This is a genomic window from Archaeoglobus veneficus SNP6, from assembly GCF_000194625.1.
Taxonomy (GTDB): Archaea; Halobacteriota; Archaeoglobi; order Archaeoglobales; family Archaeoglobaceae; genus Archaeoglobus_C; species Archaeoglobus_C veneficus.
Map to the genome: position 1 here is coordinate 834,225 of NC_015320.1, position 22,711 is coordinate 856,935.

30 protein-coding genes are annotated in these 22,711 nt (G+C 47.9%); 2 read left to right on the top strand and 28 right to left on the bottom strand.

Annotated elements, in window-relative coordinates:
* Positions 1–4: 4 nt before the first annotated feature.
* The 21 genes from ARCVE_RS04795 to ARCVE_RS04895 form a co-directional block, all read right to left on the bottom strand.
* Positions 5–391, bottom strand: a complete 387-nt coding sequence (locus tag ARCVE_RS04795) for a 50S ribosomal protein L32e (RefSeq protein WP_013683643.1) — start codon at positions 389–391, stop codon at positions 5–7.
* A gap of 10 nt (positions 392–401) precedes the next feature.
* Positions 402–938 carry a 50S ribosomal protein L6 gene (locus ARCVE_RS04800; RefSeq protein WP_013683644.1) on the bottom strand — a complete coding sequence of 179 codons (537 nt, stop codon included), beginning with the start codon at positions 936–938 and terminating at the stop codon, positions 402–404.
* A gap of 10 nt (positions 939–948) precedes the next feature.
* The gene (locus ARCVE_RS04805) at positions 949–1,341 is read right to left on the bottom strand and encodes a 30S ribosomal protein S8 (protein ID WP_013683645.1); all 393 of its coding nucleotides are present in this window, start codon (positions 1,339–1,341) and stop codon (positions 949–951) included.
* Between the two features lie 5 nt (positions 1,342–1,346).
* Positions 1,347–1,499, bottom strand: a complete 153-nt coding sequence (locus ARCVE_RS04810; RefSeq protein WP_013683646.1) for a 30S ribosomal protein S14 — start codon at positions 1,497–1,499, stop codon at positions 1,347–1,349.
* Positions 1,499–2,047 carry a 50S ribosomal protein L5 gene (locus ARCVE_RS04815; protein ID WP_013683647.1) on the bottom strand — a complete coding sequence of 183 codons (549 nt, stop codon included), beginning with the start codon at positions 2,045–2,047 and terminating at the stop codon, positions 1,499–1,501. The genes ARCVE_RS04810 and ARCVE_RS04815 overlap by 1 nt, the downstream gene beginning before the upstream one ends.
* Positions 2,048–2,049: 2 nt before the next feature.
* The gene (locus ARCVE_RS04820) at positions 2,050–2,745 is read right to left on the bottom strand and encodes a 30S ribosomal protein S4e (protein WP_013683648.1); all 696 of its coding nucleotides are present in this window, start codon (positions 2,743–2,745) and stop codon (positions 2,050–2,052) included.
* Between the two features lie 5 nt (positions 2,746–2,750).
* Complete coding sequence (gene rplX / locus ARCVE_RS04825; protein WP_013683649.1) at positions 2,751–3,104, bottom strand: 50S ribosomal protein L24; 354 nt, start codon at positions 3,102–3,104, stop codon at positions 2,751–2,753.
* Positions 3,105–3,114: 10 nt separating this feature from the next.
* Positions 3,115–3,513, bottom strand: a complete 399-nt coding sequence (locus tag ARCVE_RS04830; protein ID WP_013683650.1) for a 50S ribosomal protein L14 — start codon at positions 3,511–3,513, stop codon at positions 3,115–3,117.
* Complete coding sequence (locus tag ARCVE_RS04835; protein WP_013683651.1) at positions 3,500–3,829, bottom strand: 30S ribosomal protein S17; 330 nt, start codon at positions 3,827–3,829, stop codon at positions 3,500–3,502. The genes ARCVE_RS04830 and ARCVE_RS04835 overlap by 14 nt, the downstream gene beginning before the upstream one ends.
* A gap of 29 nt (positions 3,830–3,858) precedes the next feature.
* A complete protein-coding gene (locus ARCVE_RS04840) occupies positions 3,859–4,146 on the bottom strand; it encodes a ribonuclease P component 1 family protein (RefSeq protein ID WP_013683652.1) in 288 nt (95 codons plus the stop codon).
* 2 nt (positions 4,147–4,148) lie between these two features.
* Positions 4,149–4,346 (bottom strand): 50S ribosomal protein L29, encoded by a 198-nt coding sequence (gene rpmC, locus ARCVE_RS04845; protein WP_048085657.1) that lies wholly within the window; start codon positions 4,344–4,346, stop codon positions 4,149–4,151.
* Positions 4,288–5,028, bottom strand: a complete 741-nt coding sequence (locus tag ARCVE_RS04850; RefSeq protein WP_013683654.1) for a 30S ribosomal protein S3 — start codon at positions 5,026–5,028, stop codon at positions 4,288–4,290. Before ARCVE_RS04850 ends, rpmC begins: the two co-directional genes overlap by 59 nt.
* Positions 5,028–5,489, bottom strand: a complete 462-nt coding sequence (gene rplV, locus ARCVE_RS04855) for a 50S ribosomal protein L22 (protein ID WP_013683655.1) — start codon at positions 5,487–5,489, stop codon at positions 5,028–5,030. Before rplV ends, ARCVE_RS04850 begins: the two co-directional genes overlap by 1 nt.
* A 6-nt stretch (positions 5,490–5,495) precedes the next feature.
* The gene (gene rpsS / locus ARCVE_RS04860; protein ID WP_013683656.1) at positions 5,496–5,897 is read right to left on the bottom strand and encodes a 30S ribosomal protein S19; all 402 of its coding nucleotides are present in this window, start codon (positions 5,895–5,897) and stop codon (positions 5,496–5,498) included.
* A 2-nt stretch (positions 5,898–5,899) separates the two neighbouring features.
* Positions 5,900–6,613 carry a 50S ribosomal protein L2 gene (locus ARCVE_RS04865; protein WP_013683657.1) on the bottom strand — a complete coding sequence of 238 codons (714 nt, stop codon included), beginning with the start codon at positions 6,611–6,613 and terminating at the stop codon, positions 5,900–5,902.
* An 11-nt stretch (positions 6,614–6,624) separates the two neighbouring features.
* Positions 6,625–6,870, bottom strand: coding sequence for a 50S ribosomal protein L23 (locus tag ARCVE_RS04870; RefSeq protein WP_013683658.1), 246 nt, complete (start codon positions 6,868–6,870; stop codon positions 6,625–6,627).
* Positions 6,864–7,622 (bottom strand): 50S ribosomal protein L4, encoded by a 759-nt coding sequence (gene rpl4p / locus ARCVE_RS04875; protein WP_013683659.1) that lies wholly within the window; start codon positions 7,620–7,622, stop codon positions 6,864–6,866. Before rpl4p ends, ARCVE_RS04870 begins: the two co-directional genes overlap by 7 nt.
* Before the next feature lie 2 nt (positions 7,623–7,624).
* On the bottom strand, positions 7,625–8,614 hold the full coding sequence (locus ARCVE_RS04880; RefSeq protein ID WP_013683660.1) for a 50S ribosomal protein L3: 990 nt from the start codon (positions 8,612–8,614) through the stop codon (positions 7,625–7,627).
* 51 nt (positions 8,615–8,665) lie between these two features.
* A complete protein-coding gene (locus tag ARCVE_RS04885) occupies positions 8,666–9,451 on the bottom strand; it encodes a putative RNA uridine N3 methyltransferase (protein ID WP_013683661.1) in 786 nt (261 codons plus the stop codon).
* Between the two features lie 138 nt (positions 9,452–9,589).
* The gene (locus ARCVE_RS04890) at positions 9,590–11,032 is read right to left on the bottom strand and encodes an RtcB family protein (RefSeq protein ID WP_013683662.1); all 1,443 of its coding nucleotides are present in this window, start codon (positions 11,030–11,032) and stop codon (positions 9,590–9,592) included.
* Between the two features lie 30 nt (positions 11,033–11,062).
* On the bottom strand, positions 11,063–11,548 hold the full coding sequence (locus ARCVE_RS04895; RefSeq protein ID WP_013683663.1) for a 3-isopropylmalate dehydratase small subunit: 486 nt from the start codon (positions 11,546–11,548) through the stop codon (positions 11,063–11,065).
* A 164-nt stretch (positions 11,549–11,712) separates the two neighbouring features.
* Here ARCVE_RS04895 and ARCVE_RS04900 point away from each other — a divergent pair, with 164 nt between their 5' ends.
* Positions 11,713–12,375: a hypothetical protein gene (locus tag ARCVE_RS04900; protein WP_013683664.1), complete on the top strand. Its 663-nt coding sequence runs from the start codon at positions 11,713–11,715 to the stop codon at positions 12,373–12,375.
* Positions 12,376–12,455: 80 nt separating this feature from the next.
* On the opposite strand, the gene ARCVE_RS04905 is transcribed toward ARCVE_RS04900, so the two are convergent.
* Positions 12,456–13,058 carry a VIT1/CCC1 transporter family protein gene (locus ARCVE_RS04905; RefSeq protein ID WP_013683665.1) on the bottom strand — a complete coding sequence of 201 codons (603 nt, stop codon included), beginning with the start codon at positions 13,056–13,058 and terminating at the stop codon, positions 12,456–12,458.
* Between the two features lie 70 nt (positions 13,059–13,128).
* On the opposite strand from ARCVE_RS04905, the gene cysS reads away from it, so the two are divergent.
* On the top strand, positions 13,129–14,544 hold the full coding sequence (cysS, locus tag ARCVE_RS04910; RefSeq protein WP_013683666.1) for a cysteine--tRNA ligase: 1,416 nt from the start codon (positions 13,129–13,131) through the stop codon (positions 14,542–14,544).
* Between the two features lie 45 nt (positions 14,545–14,589).
* Here cysS and ARCVE_RS04915 read toward each other — a convergent pair whose 3' ends face one another.
* The 6 genes from ARCVE_RS04915 to ARCVE_RS04940 form a co-directional block, all read right to left on the bottom strand.
* Positions 14,590–15,954, bottom strand: coding sequence for a mannose-1-phosphate guanylyltransferase/mannose-6-phosphate isomerase (locus ARCVE_RS04915; protein ID WP_013683667.1), 1,365 nt, complete (start codon positions 15,952–15,954; stop codon positions 14,590–14,592).
* A 167-nt stretch (positions 15,955–16,121) separates the two neighbouring features.
* Complete coding sequence (locus ARCVE_RS04920; RefSeq protein WP_013683668.1) at positions 16,122–18,689, bottom strand: alpha-mannosidase; 2,568 nt, start codon at positions 18,687–18,689, stop codon at positions 16,122–16,124.
* A 2-nt stretch (positions 18,690–18,691) separates the two neighbouring features.
* Positions 18,692–19,465, bottom strand: coding sequence for an HAD-IIB family hydrolase (locus ARCVE_RS04925; protein WP_013683669.1), 774 nt, complete (start codon positions 19,463–19,465; stop codon positions 18,692–18,694).
* Positions 19,466–19,566: 101 nt separating this feature from the next.
* Positions 19,567–20,736, bottom strand: a complete 1,170-nt coding sequence (mpgS, locus tag ARCVE_RS04930) for a mannosyl-3-phosphoglycerate synthase (protein ID WP_013683670.1) — start codon at positions 20,734–20,736, stop codon at positions 19,567–19,569.
* Positions 20,737–20,985: 249 nt separating this feature from the next.
* Entirely contained in the window at positions 20,986–22,185 is a 1,200-nt protein-coding gene (locus tag ARCVE_RS04935; protein ID WP_013683671.1) for an RNA cap guanine-N2 methyltransferase, read from the bottom strand.
* A gap of 40 nt (positions 22,186–22,225) precedes the next feature.
* Complete coding sequence (locus ARCVE_RS04940) at positions 22,226–22,696, bottom strand: multiprotein bridging factor aMBF1 (RefSeq protein ID WP_013683672.1); 471 nt, start codon at positions 22,694–22,696, stop codon at positions 22,226–22,228.
* Between the last annotated feature and the right edge of the window lie 15 nt (positions 22,697–22,711).

The following is a 22,711-nucleotide window of genomic DNA, read 5'->3' on the forward strand; positions in this document are numbered from 1 at the left end:
ATCATCACCTTTGGGTGGGGTTGAGAATGACAATACCCATTTCTTTTGCTTTTTCTTCAATCATGAGCCTCTTCTTCATCCCAACGCTGGCTGCTATCCTCACAGCCTGTCTCGTGGGATCGATGCCCTCAAGCTGCTGGGGGTTGTAAACGAGTACATCTTCCTTTCCACTCGGGTGCAAACCTCTTACGGCTTTGGGAGAACCAAATCCAATGTTGACGAGGATTCTCCCGCTCCACTTTCCGCCATACCTCTGTCTCAGCTTGCTGTGTCTGCCTCTTGGTCTCCTCCAGCCTTTGTCACGAAGTCTGAGCTTTTTGTGAGATTCATACCTTCTGAATTCTGGCTTCCTTGCCTTCAGTCTTCTCCTGAGTCTGAGCAGCCTATCCATCGCCCACACCTCACGGTTTTTCAACTATGTAAATACCATCTTGGAACACACGGACATCGAGGTTCTTAATTCTCGTCGTCTGTTCGAGGTTTGCTGCAGTCTGACCACATTCTTCCTTATCAATCCCCTCGACGATTATGTCGTTACCCTGAATCTTCACTGTAGCTCTACCGACTATCTTGGACTTCCTCGGGTACTTCTCTCCAAGGAAGTTCTCTATGATTACCTCGTTACCTTCAACTCTGACCTTTATGGGGAAGTGTGAGTAAACAACTCTGAGCTTGTACTGGAAGCCCTCAGTTACACCCTTAATCAGGTTGTTAACGTGAGCGGCAAAGGTTCCCACCATCGCCTTCTGCTTGGTCTTCTTGCTTTCAGTATAAACTCTGATTTTTCCGTTTTCCTTGACGATGTGCACGTCTCTGAACTTCAGGAGCCTTGAGTTCTCACCCTTTGGCCCCTTAACCGTGATGAGATACCCCTTAACGTCGTCACCTTCAATGTTAACATCAACGCCATCCGGGACCTCTACGACTCTCTCTATCATCGCCAACACCTCAGTAGACGTATGCAAGCAAAACTCCCCCAAGACCACGTTCTCTTGCTTCCTTCTGAGACATTACGCCCTTCACAGTCGAAACAACGAGGATTCCGAAGTCTCTCGCTGGCAGGAACCTCTTCTCGAACTTCTCGTATTCAGTCTTTTTAACGGAGAAGCGCGGCCTTACAGCTCCGCAATCGTTTATCCTTCCTGAAAGCTCTACGAAGAACGCTCCGCCTCTCTTGTCGTCCCTGTATTCGAAGCTCTTTATGTAACCGTAGTCCTTGAGCACCCTGAGCACGTTTCCAACGAGCTTCGATGCGGGTCTTATCTCGCACTCGCTCTTACCGCAGCTCTCCGCGTTCTTTATTATCGACATGGCGTTTGAGAGAGTATCGCTAAGGCTCATACCCATCACCAGTACTTCTTAAATCCGAGTTCGGCAGCAACTTCTCTAAAGCACTGCCTGCAAAGGTAAATACCATACTTCCTTACGAGGCCAGCTTTTCTTCCGCATCTCCTGCACTCGCTCGCACCTCTTCCGAAGATCTTCTTTCTCTCTTTCATTATACTACCTCCACGCCAAGGGTTTTCAAAAACTCGATCGTCTCTTCTCTGGTTATGCGGTGATTCTTACCAACCTTTGCTTTCGCAATCTTTCTCCTCGCAACCCGGTATCCTCTCCTCTTCAGCACAACGCAGACATCCATTCCAAAGATGCCCATGTCCGGGTCGTAGGTGACTCCCGGCAGGTCTATGTGCTCGGCAATTCCGAAGGAGAACTCTCCGCTGCCGACTTGCCTTCTGCTGAGCTTGAATTCCTTAACTGTGAGGGCATCTTTCAGGAACTTTATGGCCTTTTCTCCCCTGAGGGTTACCTTTGCTCCTATTGCCTCACCCTTCCTTATGTTGAAGTTCTTTATTGTCTTCTCTGCGTACGTAATCGTGGGCTTTTGCCCCGTAAGCTGCTCGAGGAGCTGGAGAGCCTTCTTGTGTCTCTCTCCGCTCTCTCCAACGCCGATGTTTACCACTACCTTGTCTACGAGGATCTCCCGCATCGGGTTTTCCCTGCCCACATCTGTGCTTGCAGCCTTTGCCTCCACTTCAGCCGCCATCTTCAGACCCCCAGATCAATTACTGGTTTTCCGTCCGGCTTACCGACGACGAAAACGTGATCTTCAATCGTGGTAATAACTCCTTTTTCACTCTCTATCGTTACGAGATTTGGAGCGGAACCTCTAACAACCTTATACTCTTTAATTCTTCCAATTTCTCCGGCGTGGGTTCCACCAACAATCATGACGAGGGCGCCTTCCTCAAACTTCAGGTGATCAACTATTTTCTTTTCAGGAAGTTCAAGAAGAACACTATCTTTAGTTTTGTAGGTGTTGTCGGCAAGTATGTTCGTTCCGTCGAAGAGGTTGAGCTGAACCTTACCGCCCTTGACGATCGTCTTGTTAACGATCTTGTAGAGCTTGAGCTTGTCGTCACCGATCTCCTTTGGAATGTATCTGCCCTTGTCGTCGAAGAGTATTCTGTAGCTCTTTCCGAGCTTCGGAATGCTGATTACATCGAAAAGTCCGACGGGGAACTTGTAGTCTTTCCTTGGCCTGCCATCAACGAGGATCTCTCCAGCAGCGATGACCCTCCTTGCTTCTCTTGCAGTATCTGCAAGGCCGAGAAAGTCTCTGACAATTACGAGCAGTGGAACTGCGTTTTTGTTGTGTGGGCCTGGAGCTGTTTTAACAAGCCATTTCTTGATTTTTCTCGGAACCTTTATGGTTTTTGGGGCGGAAAGTCTTTTCTGGTGCATCTGCTTCACCTCTCAAGTATCTTCTTTCTAACATCATCAATTTCCTTTAGCTCGATTATCATGACGTTTGATGGATGAATTGGTACAGCTACTTCCGTCCCGTCTGCTTTCGTTGTCGTAGCGCCGTCAACCTTGATGACACACCTTTTCATGTCAACTTCCAGTACTCTGCCCTCATGGCCCGCAAACTTACCCCTCATTATTCTGACCTTGTCTCCTTTCTTAATCCTGATACTGCGCTTCCCGTACTTCTTTCTGAGCTCCTTTGAGAGGGTTGCACGGAGAAGCCTGTGCCTCTCGTGGAGCTTTGCCGTGTACAGCCACTTTCTCTGTTTTCTCGGCTGCTTTGATACAACCATTCCTACCACCTCATATTATCGCTGCCGCAAGGGAGCCTATCTTGGAGAAGCGCTCAGCAGCTTCCCTTGCAACTGCACCTCTTATTTCTGTGCCCTTCGGGTTGCCCTTATCGTCAGTTATTACAGCAGCATTGTCTTCGAACTTTACGCGAGTACCATCCGGGCGGCGGTACTCCTTGCGCTGCCTGACTATGACCGCATAGTGCACCTGCTTTCTTATCTCGGGTGTACCCTTCTTAACTGAAACGACGACTATGTCCCCTACTCCCGCAGCAGGGTAGCGCCTCCTGACACCCTTGTATCCCTTAACGGCGATTATCTCGAGTTCTCTTGCTCCAGTATTGTCTGTGCAGACGAGCCTCGCTCCTGTGGGCAATACTTTCGGGACGTTAGCCTTAATCCCCTTCATGGGCTATCCTCTCCACTATTACGAATGATTTAGTCTTGCTAATGGGTCTGCACTCCGCGATAGTTACGATATCTCCAGGTTTTGCATCAATACATGGCGGATTGTGGGCATGAAGCTTGCTCCTCTTCTTGAGGTACCTCTCATATTTTGGCACGTACCTCAGCATTTCTCTCTCGATTACTGCCGACTTTTCGTAGGTTTTGACGACCCTACCTCTAAATACCTGCCCCCTTACAGGCAAACTGCCATGGAAGGGGCAGTGTTTATCGTCACATTCCTTTTCCGGCGGTCTGACGTCAATACCAATATCCCTCATACATCCACCTCTTCAGCTTTTCAGCTTTTTCAGCGTTTAGCCCTCTTGATGAGCATGATTCCTCTTTTTATTCTTTCCTCAGGTCTGAAGGCTATCAGATCGCCTTTCACCCTCAGCACCCTTCCCTTATACCATACTCTGAAGACTCTGCCCCTCTTCGCCACGGTTTTTAAGCTTTTTTCAGTCTTAATTCGAAGGGTGTTCATCGTTTCGTCAACGACAATACCCTTCAGACCAACTTCACTTGGATTGGGACTTTCAACCACCTCTACTTTGAGTCCTATCCATTCGTCGGCGAGTATGAGTGCGGGTTCCATGACTACACCTTGTATCCTTCCTGACCAAGGGCGAACTTGATGCGGGCTATGTCCTTCCTTATTGCCCTGATCTGTCCTGGGTTTTCGAGCGCTCCTCCACTCCTTGCAAGCGTTCTGAGCCTGAGCAACTCCATCTCAAGTTCATTCAGCTTTTTCAGCTTCTCCTCTCTGCTCATTTCCCTGATCTCCTGCATTTTCATTCTTCATCCCCTCCTTGGCCTCTTCTCCACCCTCAACACTTTCGGCAGGCTTGACTTCCTGAGCCTGAGCTTCGGTAACATCCGGGGCTGTGATCTCCTTAACTCTGAACTCGTCGGGCAGCTCGACGTCGGGCGGGATTATTCTGACCGTAACGCCAAGGACTCCAAGCTTCTTTATTGCAATGTCAAAGCCCTTTCTGACCATGCTGGATGCCGGCTCACCCGTGTGAACCATCGTTCCGGCGAGGAACTTCTCAGTTCTCGCCCTTTCGCTCGTCAGCTTTCCACTTATCTCTATCTCGCATCCCTTGGCTCCCGCTTCCATGATTCTGTAGAGGAACCTGTAGCCAGCCTTTCTGAAGTACCAGCCTCTCTCGAGGGCTCTTGCGAGCAGTGAAGCCATGAGCTGTGCGTTAAACTCTGGCTTTTCGATTTCGTCGACACTTACCTGCGGGTTTTCAATGCCGAACTCCTTGAGTCTCTCAGTCAGTGCTCTGATTCTTCTTCCGCCTTTTCCTATAACCAAGCCCGGTCTTTCGACGAACAGCGTAACCTGTGTGCCGAGTGGAGTCCTGGTAATGTCTACTCCGCCGAATCCGGCGTTGCGGACTTCCTGAATCATCCACTCCTTGACCTTGAGCTTCTTGATTCTGTCCTCGACAAACTTCCTCTCTACCGCCATTATCGCACCTCTGCCACGAATTCTACTGTTGTGAATACCTTAAAGCGGGGTGTGGCCCTACCAAAGGCCCTCGGCATGTATCTCTTCAACACCCTTCCCTTCTTCGCCTGCGCATGAACTATAACAAGGCGGTCTGTTTCGAGGCCCTTGTATTCTGCATTGGCTTCGAGGTTCTTCAGCACTTTCAGTATGTGCTTCGCAGCCTTCTGCGGATACCTGCCCGCGTACCACTTCTCAAGTCCGCTCTTGTGTGCAACCTTCTTCTTGTACTTCCTGAACGGCACTGCCCTTTTCATTGCAATTACGTCCTCGAGGTAGTTTATCGCCTCGTCTATCTTCTTGCCCTTGAGTTCCCTGCAGATCTCTACCGCGTGCTTGAAGCTGATGGGCATCTCGTAGCCCATAGCCTTCGCAGCCTTGCTTTCGTCCTCCGGGGTGTAGGAGTAGTTTATCCTCGCCATAGGTCATCACTTCAGCGGCACGTATTTACTGCTCCTCGTAGCTCCAACACCTGGGCCTGAGTGCTTCTCGAATCTCCTCGTCAGTGCGAACTCGCCGAGTCTGTGACCGATCATCTCAGGCTTTATCTCGACTCTGACGAACTCCTTGCCGTTGTGGACATAGACGACCTTGCCCACCATTTCGGGCAATACGATCATGTCTCTGCAGTGTGTCCTTGCTTCTCCCTTCTTTCTGAGCTTTCTGAGGAGCTTCTCCTCCTGCTCGGTGAAGCCCCTCCTTATCTTTCTCCTCTCTCTTGCTGGCAGCAACTCTGCAATCTGCTCGAGACTCATCTGTTTGAGTTCATCAATTGTGTGTCCGCGGTATCTGAATTCTTTGGGCCTTATAACCTTGCTTTTGAGCGCCATGGTTATCGCCTCACACCTGTCCTTCTCGCAGCAATACTACCAACCTTTCTGCCAGGCGGGGCATTCCTGCTGACTGTCTTTGGTTTACCAACGTGCTGGTGCTTACCACCACCGAATGGGTGATCCACTGCATTCATGGCAACACCCCTCACGCGCGGCCACTTCGCAGCCTTGCTCTTCATCTTGTAGTACTTCTTACCTGCCTTCACGAACGGCTTGTCCGTTCTACCCCCGCCGGCAACAACGCCGATCATCGCCCTGCAGTACGGGTTAAACCACTTAAGCTGGCCAGAAGGCATCTGAACGAGTACACGATCCTCCTCGTGGGCAACGACAAGTGCAAATGTTCCGCTCGACCTTGCAAACTTCCCACCATCGCCGGGCTGGGATTCGACGTTGCAGATAGGAGTACCTTCGGGTATATTCTTGAGGAACGTTATATTGCCCGGCCTCAACCCAACATCTGGCCCAGCCTCAACAACATCGCCAATACCCATGCCTTCCGTCGCGATTATGTATTCTTCTCCTCCGTCGGGGAGCTTGACGAGGGCAATTGGAGCGTTTCTTGCAGGATCGTGCTCGATGTCGATAACTTTCGCTACCACACTGGTATCGCTGAACTTCAGGTGCCTGAGATCAGCCTTATACTTGTGAGACGGAGCCGTGTAAGTTGGTGTTCCTTTTCCTCTATTCTGAGCAATAATTCTTTTACCCATTTTCTATCACCTCAGAACACTCCGAGCTTTGAAAGGATTTCCTCAGCCGAATAATCTGGCTTGAGCTTGATGTATGCCTTCTTTTCACCCCTTGGTGTTATGAGCGTGTTAACTGATTCAACCTCAACCCCAAACCTCTTCTCGATTTCCTTCTTTATCTGGGGTTTCTTTGCCCTTATATCGACTATTGCCGTCAGGATGTTCTTTTCGAGCTCTGCAGTTGTCTTTTCAGTAACAAGGAAGCACTTGATCAGCATAACCACCCCTCCAGGACATTCAGAGCTGACTTCGTCCAGACTGTGAGCCTTCCGGGATGTGTTCCAGGAGCGAGGAGTTCAACGTTCAGATCTTTGGCGAGCACGACATCAACACCTGGGAGATTCCTTGCTGCGTTCATAACACTGCACGGCTTCGAGACTACAACAAGAACACTCTTCTTTCCGATGTAGCGTCTTCCTCTCATCTTGCCCTTTCCGGCTCTGACGCGCTTTCTTTCTGCAGCCCTGACAACATCGCTGTAAACGCCTATTGCCTTGAAGACCTCTGCAACTTCTTTTGTCTTTGAGAGGCCCTCAAAATCGTCAACAACGATTTTTGGCACATCACCATCAAAAACGTGGTTTCTCTGCTTTACTACTTCAGCAATGGCAGTTGCCGCTATTGCAGAGCGAAGGGCTTTTCTCATCTCTTTTCTGTTGATTTTCTCCTCCCACTTCTTCTGAACCTTGGGCGGGTGAGCCCTTCTGCCTTTAACAGCCTGCGGAACCTTTACAGCCCTGCTACCTGTTTTCAGCCTTGGGACTCTCGCGTATCCATGGCCCGGCCCCCAGTTTTCAGCAGCGTAGTTTATCCCCGAAAGAGGATTGGGGCCGTAAGGCTGCCTGCGGTGGCTCTGGATAGCATGAACTGCCTTCCTGATTATGTCCGGGCGGAGCTCCTCCTTGAATACTACTGGCAATTCGATTTCTTCAACAACTTCGCCGTTGAGATTCAGAACGTTGGCCTTCATCTTCATCTCCCCTGCTTGGACGTTGTACTGACGTATATAAGGTTGATTCCGTCAAACTCCGCCTGAGGCGGTCTTATCGCATCTCTCATGCGGATGAGTCTTTTAACGCTTCCAGGAACGCTACCTGAGATAAGGACGTAATCGCTTCTTACAACGCCGTAGTGCGGGAATCCTCCATTAGGTGTAACCTCGCTTCCATCCTCCCCAATTTTAATGATGCGCTTGTTGAACTCGGTGCGCTGGTGGAAACCCATCTGACCAGCCTGCGGAACAGTCCAGCGGATGTGGTGCGGATTCCATGGGCCGAGACAACCAACTCTGCGGTGTTTGCTGCTTCTTGCGTGCTTTGCGTCAAGCGTTATAACTCCCCACCTCTTAACTGGGCCCTGGAAGCCCTTACCCTTCGTTATTGACAGAACGTCGATTATTGCTCCCTCTGAATAAACTTCAGAAACACGAATTTCCTTTCCGAGTTTCTCTATTGCGTAGTCGAGAGCAGAACTCACATCTCCACCAACCTTATGCTCCATGACGTCGGGAACCTTCTTTGGAATTCCTGTAATCAGGTATGGCTGAGTGTAGGTAATCACGCGAACTTCTGCAGCGTCGTCTATCTCTTTGAGCTTTTCAACGTCGGGGGACTTCTTAGGAAGCTGGAGCCTTCTGCCGAGGAAGTTGTCGAGGTCGCTGCTCCAGACTTCTCCGGCTATCTGCATGCCGTAAGGTGTCTTTCTGTAAACCCTTATTCCCGCCACTTTCATGGGGGGTGTCTCAATCACTGTAACCGGAACTACTATCTCCTCCCCGTACGTAAGGGAGTTCTTTCTGTCGTCTACCATCACCACGTGGGTCATACCCACCTTATAGCCCGCAAATCCGAGCAGTCTTGTCTCACTGCATTCGGGCCAAGCCCTTATCCTTGGAACGATACTGCTGGCTCTCTTTCGAGGCGAGAATCCAAGCGATCCCCTTCTTGGCCTGTGTTCCTTCATTTCCTACCACCTGTCCTGTTCAAGCCTTATCAAGCTTTAATCCACTTTATTTCACGATTTGAGGAAGTTTATTATCGCGAGGGCTGCAATTACAGCCTCTTCGAGTCTTACGGTTTCAGTCCCCTGGTTTGGGACTATGTTCCAGCACCTTGAGGGCAGCTTTACGCCAAGCCTCGCTGCAATCTCGTGCACACCCTCTTCAGGGCTCCCGAACACCAGCGTCGGGCTTTTAAGCGAGGCTATCTCGCCAATGCCGGGTTTGTGGCACCTCTTAGAGGTTAGTACCACTTCTTCTCTGCGGAGCACCTCATCAAGCTCCGCTTTTCTTACTTTATAGCCCCAGTACTCCTCCACTTCCCGGGGCTCAACCTCTTCAACGACCAACGGCTTCGTCGAACAGACCCTGACGGTCACACGGGCCCCGCTTTTTAGTTTGTATCGGGATTTCTCCCTCTTGAGCAGGGCCAGGGCCTTTACACCGACATCGACCCACGCGGTGCCGTCAGGACCAACCCTTCTAACGACCCCATCCCTCACTTCACCGATTTTTAAATCTTTCGGCCGATGGGATGGGATGCGGAGAGGAGGCAGCACTCCTGCGTACTTGAGGCTTGGCTTGATTGGTATTAAGTATTTTCTGAGGTACTGAGGAGTTTCGAGGTATTGAAGCACGTCCGCGATAAAGTCCGATTCATCGAGCTTGGGGTCGCGGTATATTATAATCTCATCTACTCTGAATATCGCTGCAGCCCTTGCTATCTGCCCGACCTTGTACGCCTTAATTTTTTCATCTCTCTCGTTTATGAGAGCTGAAGACGGGATTGCTATGGAGGTCATTTCATGGGAGGTTGGTGGGGCTATTTATAAAGGTGCTTGAGTGTGAGAGGGCCAAGAACATGCGGGCAATATTAAATAATTTTGATGAAATATTCAGAAAATATACAAGTTAGCAAAAAAACAAATCAAAAACCCAAATCAACCCTTCGCAACACCCAGCGGAAGCAATCTTGCGACGAGCCTTGAGAGGCCAGCTTTGTGCACAACTTCTACAACATCATCGCTGCGCTTGTATGCTTCCGGCGCCTCCTCTGCGAGCAGCGCACCCTGCGTCGCCCTCACATATATCCCTCTCTTTTCAAGATTTGACCTCACTGCAGAGCCCCTCAGCTTCCTCTTTGCTGCAGCTCTGCTCATGACTCTCCCGCTGCCGTGACACGTCGAGCCAAAGCTCTCTTCCATGGCTTTTTCCGTGCCAATCAGTACGTAGCTTGGAGTTCCCATGCTTCCAGGGATGAGGACTGGCTGGCCTATGTCGCGGTAGTGCTCGGGTATTTCTTTGCATCCCGGCCCGAATGCCCTTGTTGCACCCTTTCTGTGAACGCAGACTTTCTTTTTCTTGCCATCGACGAGGTGTTCCTCAAACTTGGCTATGTTGTGCGCCACATCGTAAACGAGTCTCATTTCCAGGTCATCTTCGCTCATGCCGAATATCTTCTCGAAAGTCTCGCGAACCCAGTGGGTTATTATCTGCCTGTTGCACCACGCGTAGTTCGCGCTTGCAGCCATACCGCCGAAGTAGTCCTGTCCCTCTCTGCTCTTTATCGGAGCGCACGCAAGCTGCCTATCTGGTAGCCTTATCCCGTATTTCTTAACAGCCCTATCGAGGACTTCGAGGAAGTCTGTACAAACCTGATGCCCCAAACCTCTACTTCCACAGTGAATCATAACAGTAACCATGCCCTCTTCGAGCCCCATTACCTTCGCCGCCTCTTCATCGTAGATTTTGTCCACGTACTGTACTTCGAGGAAGTGGTTTCCGCTTCCCAGCGTACCGAGCTGTGGCTTTCCACGACTCCTCGCCTTTCTACTTACAACCTCTGGCCTTCCTCCTGCCAGTGCTCCGTGTTCCTCGCAGTTATCAAGGTCCTCTTTCCAGCCGTAGCCATTCTCAATAGCCCACTTAGCTCCAACAACAAAAATCTCGTCCAGCTCCTTGTCGCTGACCCTCAGCCTGCCCTCACTGCCCACACCAGAAGGGACAGCGACGAAGAGTGCATCAATCAACTGTTTGATCTTCGGTCTTACATCATCAACCCTGAGATTGCTTCTCAGGAGCCTGACGCCGCAGTTTATGTCGAAACCAACACCACCAGGTGAAACAACACCCTCCTCAACATCAAAGGCAGCAACTCCCCCAATTGGAAAGCCATAGCCCACATGGACGTCTGGCATCACAAGCGATGCCTTCTGGATGCCCGGCATCGTCGCTACGTTTGCAGCCTGTTCGACTGCATCTTTCTCGAGAATCTGCATCAGCTTCCTGTTGATGTAGAAGTACGCCGGAACCCTCATTCCCTGCTTGTAGCTCTTGGGCAATTCCCACTTGTATTCAGTAACCTTTTTGAGAATTGACTCCATCCCCATTCCTTACCCCCCAATTAAACCTCTTTATTCGGACTTCAGCAGGGCTTTCCCGAAACCGACGAGTCCGCCCTTCTCGATTATCTGCAGCAGAAACTCCGGAAGGGGGTTTATCGGGTACTCTTCACCCTTGGTCTTGTTCACAATTACGTTCCTCGAGTAGTCAACTTCCAGCTCGTCTCCATCATCTATTTTGTCCGCATCTTTGCATTCCAGTGCTCTTAAGCCTATGTTTATCGCATTCCTGAAGAATATTCTCGCGTAAGACTTTGCTATAACGGCCTCAATTCCAGTAGCCTTCAAGGCGAGAGGAGCATGCTCTCTACTGCTTCCACATCCGAAATTCTCTCCCGCTACGACGAAATCTCCAGGTTTTACCTCCTTGACAAACTCGCTTCTAACGTTCTCAAAAACGTGCTTGGCAAGTTCAGCAGGATCATTAATGACGAGGTACTTCCCCTGAATTATAACGTCCGTGTCTATATCATCGCCAAACTTCCACGCCCTGCCCATGTTCCACCGTTTCCGGCCGGTTTTAAAAGGTTAACTGATCGTTCGAAAATCCCTGAGGAAACGGCCACTTTCTTTTATCAAATGGTAATTGCTATAAGTATTATATCATCTATAACAAAAATTACACAAAAATTACTAATTCTGAATTTACTATCCAATGCTGTATGCTATCTGTCCTGACGTTAATCGGCTTTTTCACGTCGATTGTAGGACTTATTGGATATGTACTTGTCCCGTCAGGTACTCTTACCCGTCACGAGAAGTACCTCAGAGGCGCAGCAGGCTTATATGTTGCGCTAAGTTTCTCGTTCCTTCTTCATTCTCTCTGCCATCTGCTTAGCATCGATGTTCTGCTTGCAGATTGTATTATGGGTGCTATTACGGCCAGTGCAGGCATACTGCTTTTTATCCAGTTCATGGAACGCGGCGTGTCAATTAGCCTCCCCAGACTCAGAGAGATACTGCTTTACATGTCTGTCGTATGGTTGATGGGGAAGGAGATACCTCTCAGCTTACTTGAACCTTACATCGTGGTTACAACTGGTGTGCTTTCTTTCTTCATCTTTGCTGTTACGATCTTGCTTCTTATCTTTGTAAAAAAGCACCGTATTTTTCTCATACTTGAGGATGTCACAACTTTGATTTCTGAGTCATTTACTGTCGTCTTACTGACCGGTGTTGGCTTAATCTCGCTTGGAAGTGGTGTCGCTGGTGGGAATATCCACGTTCTCTCTTCACTTCTCGCAGCAACCGTTCTGACACACGTGCTGGATATAATATACAGGACATCGAGTCCTTTTTTCAGGAGGTTACCGACATTAGTATAATTGAAGATATGGCTGCATTCACTTTTCCTCTAACTGCTTTTTTGAGATATTATATCCCGTACCTTCTACTTCCTGCACGTCTATATCACATGGCTCGGGCTGAGCAGTATTATAATTGCGAGTGTTACTACTCCTGCTAAAACGAGTCTGAGTCCTGCGATGGCTACATTCACGTCCGCAACCCTTCCCATGACTGCACCGATTGCGAAGAGTTGGACGAATCCAAGACTCAGCGCCACAACAAAAGCCATATCCATTGGCAGGAATAGATAAACGAGCAGCGGCACGCATGCAGCAATGATAGGTGATATTGCATGGACAATTGCGGATATGTATACTGCGAAGGTGTGCGCTCTGTCCACGATTCCACCAACGTTTCTCAGCATTGCTTTCTCTCGCCGCTTTTTCATGGCTCTTTGCTCCACACCCTCCGCCTCATAAGCACCCCACCCGCTGGAGATCCCGAGAGCTATGGCTGTGGCGATGCCGGCGGAGATTATAACCTCTGGTGTTGCTTTTCCGCTCAGGTGGGCTCCCATTATAAGGCCCTGAATTGTGAGAACGCCGTCGAAATAACCTATGATAAAATAGCGTCTCGAAATGGGCACGAGGTTCGTCATTTCGCAGTACAGTCTGTAAATCTCAAGTTTTCTCTTCAATTTTTTGCGAAGTCCTTCGGGCACAATTCTATGCTCTTCATTTCATCATAAAACTATTCCGAAGTTTTTTATTGCTCTACGCTTAATCAGCAGCATGCGATTGTACAACACCCTCACGAAGAGAGAGGAGGAGTTGAAGCTTGACAAAACCGTAAGAATTTACGTTTGTGGAATTACTGCCTACGATTACTCCCACATAGGCCACGCGAGAAGTGCTGTTATTTTCGACACGTTCCGGCGCTATCTCGAGTGGAAGGGACACGAGGTTATCTACGTCCAGAACTTCACCGACGTTGACGACAAAATCGTCAGGAGGGCGGTCGCTGAGAACAGAACCCAGAAGGAAGTAGCTGAGAAATTCATTGCCGAATATTTCAAGGACATGGAAGCTTTGAACGTAAGAAAGGCTACGTATCATCCAAAAGTGACTGAACACATTTCTGATATAATCCAGGCTGTAAGCGAGCTAATAAAGAAGGGCTATGCCTACGAAGTTGGCGGAGAAAACAAAGACGTTTACTTCCATGTTCCCTCCTTCTCGCATTACGGCGAGTTATCTGGCATGAGCCTCGAAGAGTTGAACAGGCATCGTATTGAGCCTGATGAGAGAAAAAAGGACGTAAAAGATTTTGCCCTCTGGAAGGCAGCGAAGGAGGAGGATATTAAGGCAAAGGCTGTCTTTGACTCGCCATGGGGCCTTGGAAGGCCGGGATGGCACATCGAGTGCTCGGTAATGGCGGCAAAGTATCTCGGCATCCCATTCGACATCCATGGAGGGGGCAAGGACTTGATTTTCCCCCATCACGAGAACGAGAGAGCCCAGAGCTACGCTTTGCATGGCATTGAACCTGTCCGCTACTGGATACACAACGACTTCGTGACAATAAAGGGCGAAAAGATGAGCAAAAGCCTTGGCAACATCGTAAAAATCAGAGACGTTCTGCAGAAGTACAATGGAGAGGTGTTGCGGTACTTCCTGCTTTCAGCCCACTACCGCAGCCCCATCGACTACAGCGAGGAATCAATTGAGAGGGCGGAAAAAGCTTACTCTGCCCTCAGAAACACTCTCGAACTCATAGACATGGAAATTGCAGCTTTTAAAACGTTCGGAGGTGGTGAAGGAGCGGGAGAGCTTAACGACGCAACGTCGAACCTTTCAGCGAATTTCATCAGCGCGATGGAGAACGACTTCAACACACCCAAGGCTATAGCATCGCTGCACGAGTTTTCGACGAGAACAAACAAAGCCGTCAATAAAGGTCTCGCGGGGCTGGAAGAGCTTGAGAATGCCTTTGAAACGTTTTTGAGCCTGTGCAACGTTCTCGGTATCTTCGTAGATTATCAGCGAGTTCCAGTTCTTAGCAGCGAGCTTGCGGAGCTTGTGAAGGAGAGAGAAGAAGCGAGAAGAGAGAAGAACTTCGAGAAAGCTGACAGAATAAGGGAGAAGCTCAGGGAGAGGGGCTACGTACTCATTGACACGCCAAGGGGGACGAGGTGGAAGCTTGTATAAGTTTAATTGATAATGCCCAAAAAATAAATTAATGGGACAACGTCTCTATACCCTACCAAAATCGTCCTGGAATCTCTCAATATCGTCTTCGCCTATGTATTCTCCAATCTGTACCTCTATTATTTCAAGGGTTATTAACCCGGGGTTTTCGAGCCTGTGAACCTCTCCCGCCGCTATGAACGTGCTTTCACCCTTTCGGAGAAAGAATTCTTTATCTCCAACAGTAACCTTTGCTGTACCTTTTACAACCACCCAGTGCTCGCTTCTGTGGTAATGTCTCTGAAGACTGAGCCTGCGCTTTGGCAGCACTGTCAGTTTTTTAATCTTGTAAAACTCACCTTCCTCCAGAACCGTAAAAGAACCCCAGGGACGATACACAGTTTTGTGAATCTCCGCTCTATTATCTCCCCGGGACCTCAAAATCTCGACAATGTTCTTGACCTTCTGAGCATCCTTTCTTGAACAAACGAGAATAGCATCTCTTGTATCCACAACAATCGCATTGTCTATCCCTACGGTAGCTATCAGCCGCTCTCCGAGTATAAAGTTGTCACTCGAATCAAGCAATATGCACTCACCTTTTGCAACGTTCCCGTTGCTGTCTTTCTCAAATACTTCATAAAGAGCATCAAAGCTTCCTACGTCACTCCAGGAAGCTTCGAAGTGCACCACTGCAGCTTTGTCTGTTTTTTCCATGATGCCGTAGTCGATTGAAACCTCCGGCACCTTTGTATACACTTCACTCAGGCTGTTTATCTCGAACGCTTTGACGAGTTCGGGCTGATACTTTTTACACTCCTCAATGAAGATGCTCGATTTAAACAGGAACATTCCGCTATTCCACAGATAGCCTTTTTCGATGTACTCTTTCGCCTTCTCAAAATCTGGCTTCTCAACAAACGCGTCAACCTCGTAACCTCCATCGATCTTTTTTCCCGGTTTTATGTAGCCATAGCCAGTGTGAGGACGGGTTGGTTTTATCCCAAAAGTGACAAGCTTGCTTTCAGCCAGTTTCTCGGCTCTCTGAAACGCTTTTCTGTATTCCTCGTTAGCGATAATAAGGTGGTCAGATGGTAGAACAGTAATTTTTGTATCGCCATTTCTTTCAGCTATCGTCTTTACTGCGAAGTATATTGCTGGCAGCGTATTCTTTGCCAGCGGCTCTAATAGAACGTTCTCCTCAGGAATCTCTATTTCTTTTTCGGAAATCTGCTCCAGAACCATAAACTTGTGTTTTTCGTTCGTTACCACGTAAATCTCATCGGGTGCTGAGAATATCAGAGCCCTTTCAAGGGTTTTCTGAAAAAGAGAAGAGTCGTCAAATAATTTGATGAACTGTTTTGGGTACTGCTCTCTGCTCAGAGGCCAGAGCCTCGTACCACCCCCACCAGCAAGTATTACGGTGTGCATTAAATCACCTCTAATTTTTTCTAAATAGCACGCCAATCATAAACTTTTTTAGGGCTTTAATAACTTCACTCTTAAATAAATTGCGGTTAATCTCTTTAGGGAACTGAATAAGTAGCTTAAACTGAAAACGAAATTAAATTTATAAAGAGAAGTATATAGAAAAATAGTCAAAGTTTCAGCCTGAGTGTTACGACTTCAAAGGGATTGAGTTCAAGGAAGATCTTGTTGCCCTCGACTTTAACATCCTTGTCGAACTCCTCGTCTTTTTCCTCTATCATATTCACGACTTCTACTTCCTTTGGTTCTCTGAACAACGTTATCGTAGCTTCTGTTTCTGTTCCCGAAGCCTCGTAGAACCTCAATATTACACCATTTCCATCTTCTGCTCTCTTTAGAGCTGTAAGTATCACGTTGTCGGGTTCTATCTTTAAAAACGACCTTTTAAGCCTGTACTTATTTGATCTCGATAGCTGCAAAGCTATCAGATCGTAGTTAAACTCATATCCCTGCTTGTAGGACTTCGCTTCTACCCAGTTACCTTCGTGTGGATAGATGGAGTATCTGAACACGTACTTCTTCAGTTCTCTCGCATCTGGAACTGGAATGACGGGCCCTGCCTTTCCGTCGGAAGAAAGCATATCCACTGACCTCAGGAGAGTTATGTAGATGTCCTCATCCCTCACTTCATTTTCTGGATTTCCTTTGTTTATCACTGTAAGTCCTTTTTCACCGTCACTGTAGTCTATCCATCTCAGTGTCGGATAGACACCGGAGGGTTGCTCTTTCCAGTCTCTCGGTTTGAAGTAGTACTGGTTTGTCTTCCTCATTACAGCTCCAAACTGCGTCTCGCAGACGTACTCGGGGCATTTGATGCATGTTGAGAATTTCACTCTTAGTCGTATTCTGGGGTGGCCGTTATCAACGATGGTAACGAAGTCAATTCTCGGGATATCTCTATAGATGATTACCTTTTTCTTGAAACTTATGAACTTGTGCCTCCATATCATCGGCTTCAGCTTGTCTGTCAGTCTGTACGGCCATCTCAAGGAGAAATAATCGGTTTCGATGTTGATAACTCTTCTCAGTGGAGACTTATCTATCCAGAAGTTCTTAACCCTGAAGGAGCCGTATTTCACACCTTCTCCACTCTCGGTTTTCAGAGGGGTTCCCATGGTTTCCTTGTGATAGTAGAGGTCACCTATTTCCTCTTCGATTACGAGTTCGTTCCCTGTGCATACCTCCTTCTTTAATGATTCTTCGTCTTTGAACACTTCTATGAGTCCATTCTCTGGAGAAAATCTAACTTTGAAGAACCTGTTCTCGATGGTGTTGCCAATAACTCTTATGAATCCGTCGCCCCTGCGCTTTGGCTTTCTTTCCATAATCTTGTAAACTTTGTATCCTAATGCTGGAACGTTTGCGACGAAGCCAATTCTTGCATATCTTAAAGATTCGTCCTCGTACCTTGTAAATCTTATGACTTCGACGTCTATCTCCTCCTCACCGCATTTAAGTCCCTCTATTCTGCTTACCTGCCCCTCTTCAAAGTTGAGGTCGACCTCGACCCAGTTTGAAACGTCCCACGAGAGGGGGTTGAATACGATAACGTCTCCGTAATCTTCAGCTTCTGCATCCATTTCTGCTATGGACTTTAGAATTCTCGGCATCAGATACGTTAACTGGGTGTCCAGGAATCCTATGTGCTGCCTAACTTCCGCATATCCTGTATCCATTCCCGTTCCTGGAACAACATCGTGGAAAGCAAGGAAGAGTATTTTCTTCCAGCAATCCTCAAGTTCTTCGGGGGTGTAACTGTCCATAAGGGAGTAGATTGTTGCAAACCTTTCAAAGCTCATCAACCAGTTCTCGTACTTTCTCAGATTCTTTTTGAGCCAGATTCTGCTTGAAGCAACGTCCGGGAATATTTCCGAGTATTTTCCTGAGTACATCTCACCCCTTCTGATGGGCAACTTGTTTGCATGCTTCTCTATAGCTTTGAAGAACTCTGAAGGTGTAGCAATTTTCATAACGGAGCGGTGCTTCTTGTTCCAGTTCTCCACAACTTCGACCGTCTCCTCCTGAGGCATCGTAACTCCGCTTCCAGAGGGCATGAGTATGTGATTTGTAGCAGCGAGTCTCTTCAGCTTCCTGTAGCTGTCTTCAAGCTTTCTTAAATCCAGGCCGGCTCTGTAACCAAGGGGCATGAAGTGGGCAATTATCTTCGTTCCGTCGAGTCCCTCCCAGATGAACTCGGATGGTTTGTTTTCCGGACAACCACGTCTGAAAGCAACGTATTTGTAACCACACTTCCTGTATATCTGCGGAAGCTGAGCGTTAAGGCCAAAGCTGTCTGCCTGCCACATTACATTTACATCCACTCCGAACTTCTCCCTGACGAATCTCTTGCCGACGAGTATCTCCCTTATCAGGGTCTCCTCCTGCGGGAGCATGGTGTCGGCCATGAGGTATTCTCCGTCTGCAATCTCAATTCTTCCCTTTCTGACGAACTCTCTAATCTTTCTGAAAATTTCCGGATACCTTCTTTCAACCTCTTCCAGGAGGTACACCTGTTCTATCAAAAACTTGTATTCTTTGGTATTTTCGAGCATCTCAATTACTTTCTTTAAAATCAGGTCTATATTTATGTAGAAATAATCTTCCTTGGTAAACACCCATATAGCGTCATAATGTGTGTGGGGCACGAGATATATCACGTCTGCCTTCTCATTCGCCATAATCACTCACCCAAAACGAACTTTTTAACGACCTCAGCCCACCCCTTTGGGCCGATACCATTGGCCCTGTATATGTTCTCAATTTTTAAGTCGGCCCACTTTCCGTCGGGGTTTCTTACAATAGCCGGGATATCTACGGCTCTTAACATTGGTTCGTCGTTGTAGGAATTTCCAACGCCTATGGTCGTTACATTGCCGTACTTTTCTCTGTAAAGGTTTGTAAGAATCCTGACAGCTTTTCCTTTGTCGGCACCTTTGCCAAAAACGTGTATGAATCTCCCACCTATAACGACGTTGAACTTCTTTTTCAGTTCCTCAAGCGCTTCCTCGCTCGCTTCAACAACAGTCTCACTGAATTCTCTCTGCTTCGCAAGCTTTGCTTCCTCTATGCTGAGCCCTGTCACTTCCGCGACCTCTTCAACTGTCATGTGGTGGTAGCCCTTTATGGGGTACCTTTTTCTTACTTTCTCGATCTCCTTTGCGATCTCTTCGAACCTGACTCCCAGAATGATGACTTCATAACCATTGATGACTTCACCTTTTCGCTCTCCAAAATAGCCGGCCGGCATGTATACTGCAGAACCGTCCTCCACTATGAAAGGATGGTATATTTCCATTTTTTTCCTGATTACTTCCTGTTCTGTTCTCGTTTTCGCAGAGCAGAATATTATGGGAACGTTTCTTTCCTTTAGGGTGTTCAGTACGGGTAGTGCATCGTCATAAGTGTAGTTTTCATCTAACAATGTACCATCCAGGTCTGTAAATATTACGTAGATTCTATCACCTCTCCGGCTTTTTCATCCGGGACTCAATTCTCCTCACCATAATTATCATCTAAAAAAAATAGTATATTAAAGTTGCGCTATCAACGTGATGATTATTCATACTTTACCAGAGTCTCTGAGTACTCTTCCAGGATTTTCATAAATGAGTTTACGTCAATTTCCTTGATTGGTGGTATTGTAATATTCTTTCTGGGCTTTTCACCCTCTTTCAGGACGTTGTTTGCTTTCAGCTCTTCAAGTATCTTGGATTTTAACTGCCTGTCTGATAGCCTGCTGTGGTAGATCGTTGATAAGGAGTCGTGGAGCATGTCTTTGACGTGCTTCTCCCCCTTCTCTTCGTGAATGTGGGGGTTGAGGGTTTCTATCTGGAATACTTCGATACCAGCACTTGTAGCTTCGCTATATCTGCCTTCACCCTTCCAGAACTCTTCAAGTAAGTAGATATACTGGTATGGTTCTATAGAATAGCCCGTTGAGTAGCCCATTATCTCGGCAAGCCTCATGGTCATTGCATGTTCGCCTGCATTTCCCGTCTTTATTATGTGGGTCTCGAACCCGGTCTGGGCGGCGAGAAGCAGGTTCAGATATCTGTTAGTTACCTCTGAAACTCTACCCCACTTCCTGAAGTACAGCTTGCTCTTCACAATTTTTGGCTTGTGCCTCCAGTGCAATCTGACCATCGCGTATGGTGACTCTGACATACACAAACCGGCGGCAAAGTCCTTGATGTACTCGTTCACCGCACATGGAACGTAGTTATCTGCATCGACAAAACCAACGTACTCTTTCCCCATGTGTTTCGCGAGCAGCAAGCCAGCTATCATTCCCTCCGCCTTTCCATCCCTGACGAACCCGTTTTCATCGAGTATGCGGTCGTAGCCCACTTCTTTGAACGCAAGTCCAAGTCCGGGATCTTTCTGGTGTATAACAGTAACGGGATGTTTGGTAAGGTTGTGGAAATGGGCTATCACGTCTCTCTCCATTTTGAATACGTCTCTTTTACCCCTCTGACTGTTTGAGACGACTATTATCGGGCAACTGCGTGGCACAGCCCTCAGAACACCGTCGAGTAGGTGTATTTTCTCGTTTTTTATGGGTATTATAACTGAGAGCTTGTTGAGAACCTCTTCTATCTCGTCTTTTGAAAAACTGCGCAGGAGTGGCGTGTCGATTTTTTCTGAGTCGAGCTTTAGAACCTTTTGAACATCGTATATTTTTACTGATCCAAATATTTCAGCGTGTCTTGGTGCCTCGATAAGCATCCTAAAACCTCCTCGAATTCATTTGTTCTGGGCATATTTAAAGTTTAAAGTTTAAGTATTTTTAGTCTTTAAATTAATTGCAAGTTCAACTTTATTCCAGTTCCAATCTGGAGAGTTTTCTGGGGCCTCTTTAGAGTCGATTGCTGGTGCACTTAAAGTCGCAGGCGAACATATTGCAACAGCTTCAATGCTCTCATCGGAAAAGTTTCTGTATAACCTGCAGCAGACCTGATTGCTGAATAATGGCTATCAGCATGTGGGTTCTGCAATTACCGCACTGTCGCCGATTCTGAAAAGATAGACCCATCTGTCTCCCTCAAGCCCGTTTTCGAGCTTCTTCCTCACGCTCCAGTATTCAGAAGGGGGCAGCGAGAAGCGTAGCGTCACCTTTCCGGCTCCTGCTTTCCTGAGAGCCTTTCTTATGGGTTCCACACCAAAGCTGACGACGTCAACGACCTTGTATCTCCTGAGAAAAGCAGATTTCACTTCTCCATCTGAAGTTAAAAGCGTTCTGCGTTTGTCTCCCTTTACAATTTCAGCCTGCAGCCCAATTTTGCCAATCAGGTTGGCCACAAGTCCTGCCTTAACAACGGCCGGATCAACCTCGTATATGAAGGATCCGATGCGGGAAGCAACGTCAATCTCAACAGCCTCGTCCTCGCTCGTTACGCGCTCCTCCGACGGCAGCGAGATTGCAGAAACGTCACAATCTGCAAGTCCTCCCATGTACAGGGCAAGCCTGTTCAGTTTGAAGTTCAGCGACGTGTACTCCTTCTCTCCCTTCAGCCACCTGTCAACTCTCCCTGGCGGCATCTGGGGCGGAAGTTCAAAGGCGATTCTGTCGGTGGTATGGCTATATTTTTCAACAATCCGGAGGGGGTTCGGTTCCAGACTGTCGATTGTCCTTATTTCCTCTCCTGGCGGCCTTGCAGGGTCTGAGAAAATGATGTCTGCATCCCTGACAAGTACGGGCACTTCTTCTCCGAGCGCGTCTCCGGCTATTATCTCGATGTTGTTAAGCTCCAGTGCCATGGCGTTGAGGGCTGCAATAATTGCCCTCTTTGGATTTATCTCCACACCGTAAACCTTCTTGCAGTGTGTAGCAAAAAAGAGGAGTTGTCCGCCAACTCCACAGCTCACATCGGCAATAACATCGCACTTCAATCGCTTCGCCCTGTATTCGGCGACGACCTTCGGCGTCGAATACCTGAGTCCCTCTTCATCGAAGAAGAGGTTATCTGCGAGTTCTCCAAACTTTTCTCTCGCCTTAATCCTGCACCTCGCAACCTCATAGACGTCATCAGGCGACAGGATTAATCCCTTTGCTTTTATGCTTCTTACAACTCTTTCTTTTGGAAGTCCTTTTCGGATTAAGGCGACAGCCTTCGATACGGCCTTTTCGACCTTCCTGAAATCGGTCTCCTCAATTTTTACTTGAACTGCTCTCACTGTCCACTACCCGCCTGTGCAGCATCTATCATTTTTCTACCTATCTTTTTTTCTTTTTTATAACGACAACATCTCCAAGCGTTGGCGTCAAGTTGGTCTTCTTGAGGTCGATTTTTATTTCAGGGATCTTCTCTCTAAGCGTTATGTTGAAAAGCTTCTCCAGCTTCTCCACAACTTCAGGTTCGGGTGTGATTTCGGCGTTCTCGATCTTCCTGACGAGGGATGCCTTTTCCTGTATCTTCTTTGCGAGCACTTCCTGGCTCCAGCCTCTCTTTTCTCTCTCCCTCTTTATAATCAGGTGGTAGTTTTCGATGAGTTCCTCTGTAAACTCTACTGGTCTGGATAGCTTCTGTTTTTTCTTCAAAACAAGCTTTTTAACACCCTGATCAATCTTTTCGGGCTTAACAGCGCCGTGCTCTTTGCACCTCGCACAGACTGTAACTTCACTGCCCTCAACTATTACTTTGAAACCTCTGCCTTTTATTTCCCTACCACAAATCTCGCACTCCATTTCTCTTCACCATGC

Bases quoted from the DNA above. Each gene is read 5' to 3' on its own strand.
- ARCVE_RS04890 (WP_013683662.1), bottom strand. From the start codon at position 11,032: ATGGAGTCAATTCTCAAAAAGGTTACTGAATACAAGTGGGAATTGCCC.
- rplV (WP_013683655.1), bottom strand. From the start codon at position 5,489: ATGGCGAGGATAAACTACTCCTACACCCCGGAGGACGAAAGCAAGGCT.
- ARCVE_RS04800 (WP_013683644.1), bottom strand. From the start codon at position 938: ATGATAGAGAGAGTCGTAGAGGTCCCGGATGGCGTTGATGTTAACATT.
- cysS (WP_013683666.1), top strand. From the start codon at position 13,129: ATGCGATTGTACAACACCCTCACGAAGAGAGAGGAGGAGTTGAAGCTT.
- ARCVE_RS04865 (WP_013683657.1), bottom strand. From the start codon at position 6,613: ATGGGTAAAAGAATTATTGCTCAGAATAGAGGAAAAGGAACACCAACT.
- ARCVE_RS04915 (WP_013683667.1), bottom strand. From the start codon at position 15,954: ATGCACACCGTAATACTTGCTGGTGGGGGTGGTACGAGGCTCTGGCCT.
- ARCVE_RS04795 (WP_013683643.1), bottom strand. From the start codon at position 391: ATGGATAGGCTGCTCAGACTCAGGAGAAGACTGAAGGCAAGGAAGCCA.
- ARCVE_RS04820 (WP_013683648.1), bottom strand. From the start codon at position 2,745: ATGCACCAGAAAAGACTTTCCGCCCCAAAAACCATAAAGGTTCCGAGA.
- ARCVE_RS04840 (WP_013683652.1), bottom strand. From the start codon at position 4,146: ATGGAACCCGCACTCATACTCGCCGACGAATGGATAGGACTCAAAGTA.
- rpmC (WP_048085657.1), bottom strand. From the start codon at position 4,346: ATGAAAATGCAGGAGATCAGGGAAATGAGCAGAGAGGAGAAGCTGAAA.
- rplX (WP_013683649.1), bottom strand. From the start codon at position 3,104: ATGGTTGTATCAAAGCAGCCGAGAAAACAGAGAAAGTGGCTGTACACG.
- rpl4p (WP_013683659.1), bottom strand. From the start codon at position 7,622: ATGAAGGCCAACGTTCTGAATCTCAACGGCGAAGTTGTTGAAGAAATC.
- ARCVE_RS04940 (WP_013683672.1), bottom strand. From the start codon at position 22,696: ATGGAGTGCGAGATTTGTGGTAGGGAAATAAAAGGCAGAGGTTTCAAA.
- ARCVE_RS04885 (WP_013683661.1), bottom strand. From the start codon at position 9,451: ATGACCTCCATAGCAATCCCGTCTTCAGCTCTCATAAACGAGAGAGAT.
- ARCVE_RS04900 (WP_013683664.1), top strand. From the start codon at position 11,713: ATGCTATCTGTCCTGACGTTAATCGGCTTTTTCACGTCGATTGTAGGA.
- mpgS (WP_013683670.1), bottom strand. From the start codon at position 20,736: ATGCTTATCGAGGCACCAAGACACGCTGAAATATTTGGATCAGTAAAA.
- ARCVE_RS04815 (WP_013683647.1), bottom strand. From the start codon at position 2,047: ATGGCGGCTGAAGTGGAGGCAAAGGCTGCAAGCACAGATGTGGGCAGG.
- ARCVE_RS04895 (WP_013683663.1), bottom strand. From the start codon at position 11,548: ATGGGCAGGGCGTGGAAGTTTGGCGATGATATAGACACGGACGTTATA.
- ARCVE_RS04870 (WP_013683658.1), bottom strand. From the start codon at position 6,870: ATGCTGATCAAGTGCTTCCTTGTTACTGAAAAGACAACTGCAGAGCTC.
- ARCVE_RS04920 (WP_013683668.1), bottom strand. From the start codon at position 18,689: ATGGCGAATGAGAAGGCAGACGTGATATATCTCGTGCCCCACACACAT.
- ARCVE_RS04830 (WP_013683650.1), bottom strand. From the start codon at position 3,513: ATGAAGGGGATTAAGGCTAACGTCCCGAAAGTATTGCCCACAGGAGCG.
- ARCVE_RS04835 (WP_013683651.1), bottom strand. From the start codon at position 3,829: ATGAGGGATATTGGTATTGACGTCAGACCGCCGGAAAAGGAATGTGAC.
- rpsS (WP_013683656.1), bottom strand. From the start codon at position 5,897: ATGGCGCTCAAAAGCAAGGTTATAAGGCCCAAAGAATTCAGATACCGC.
- ARCVE_RS04880 (WP_013683660.1), bottom strand. From the start codon at position 8,614: ATGAAGGAACACAGGCCAAGAAGGGGATCGCTTGGATTCTCGCCTCGA.
- ARCVE_RS04805 (WP_013683645.1), bottom strand. From the start codon at position 1,341: ATGAGCCTTAGCGATACTCTCTCAAACGCCATGTCGATAATAAAGAAC.
- ARCVE_RS04850 (WP_013683654.1), bottom strand. From the start codon at position 5,028: ATGGCGGTAGAGAGGAAGTTTGTCGAGGACAGAATCAAGAAGCTCAAG.
- ARCVE_RS04810 (WP_013683646.1), bottom strand. From the start codon at position 1,499: ATGAAAGAGAGAAAGAAGATCTTCGGAAGAGGTGCGAGCGAGTGCAGG.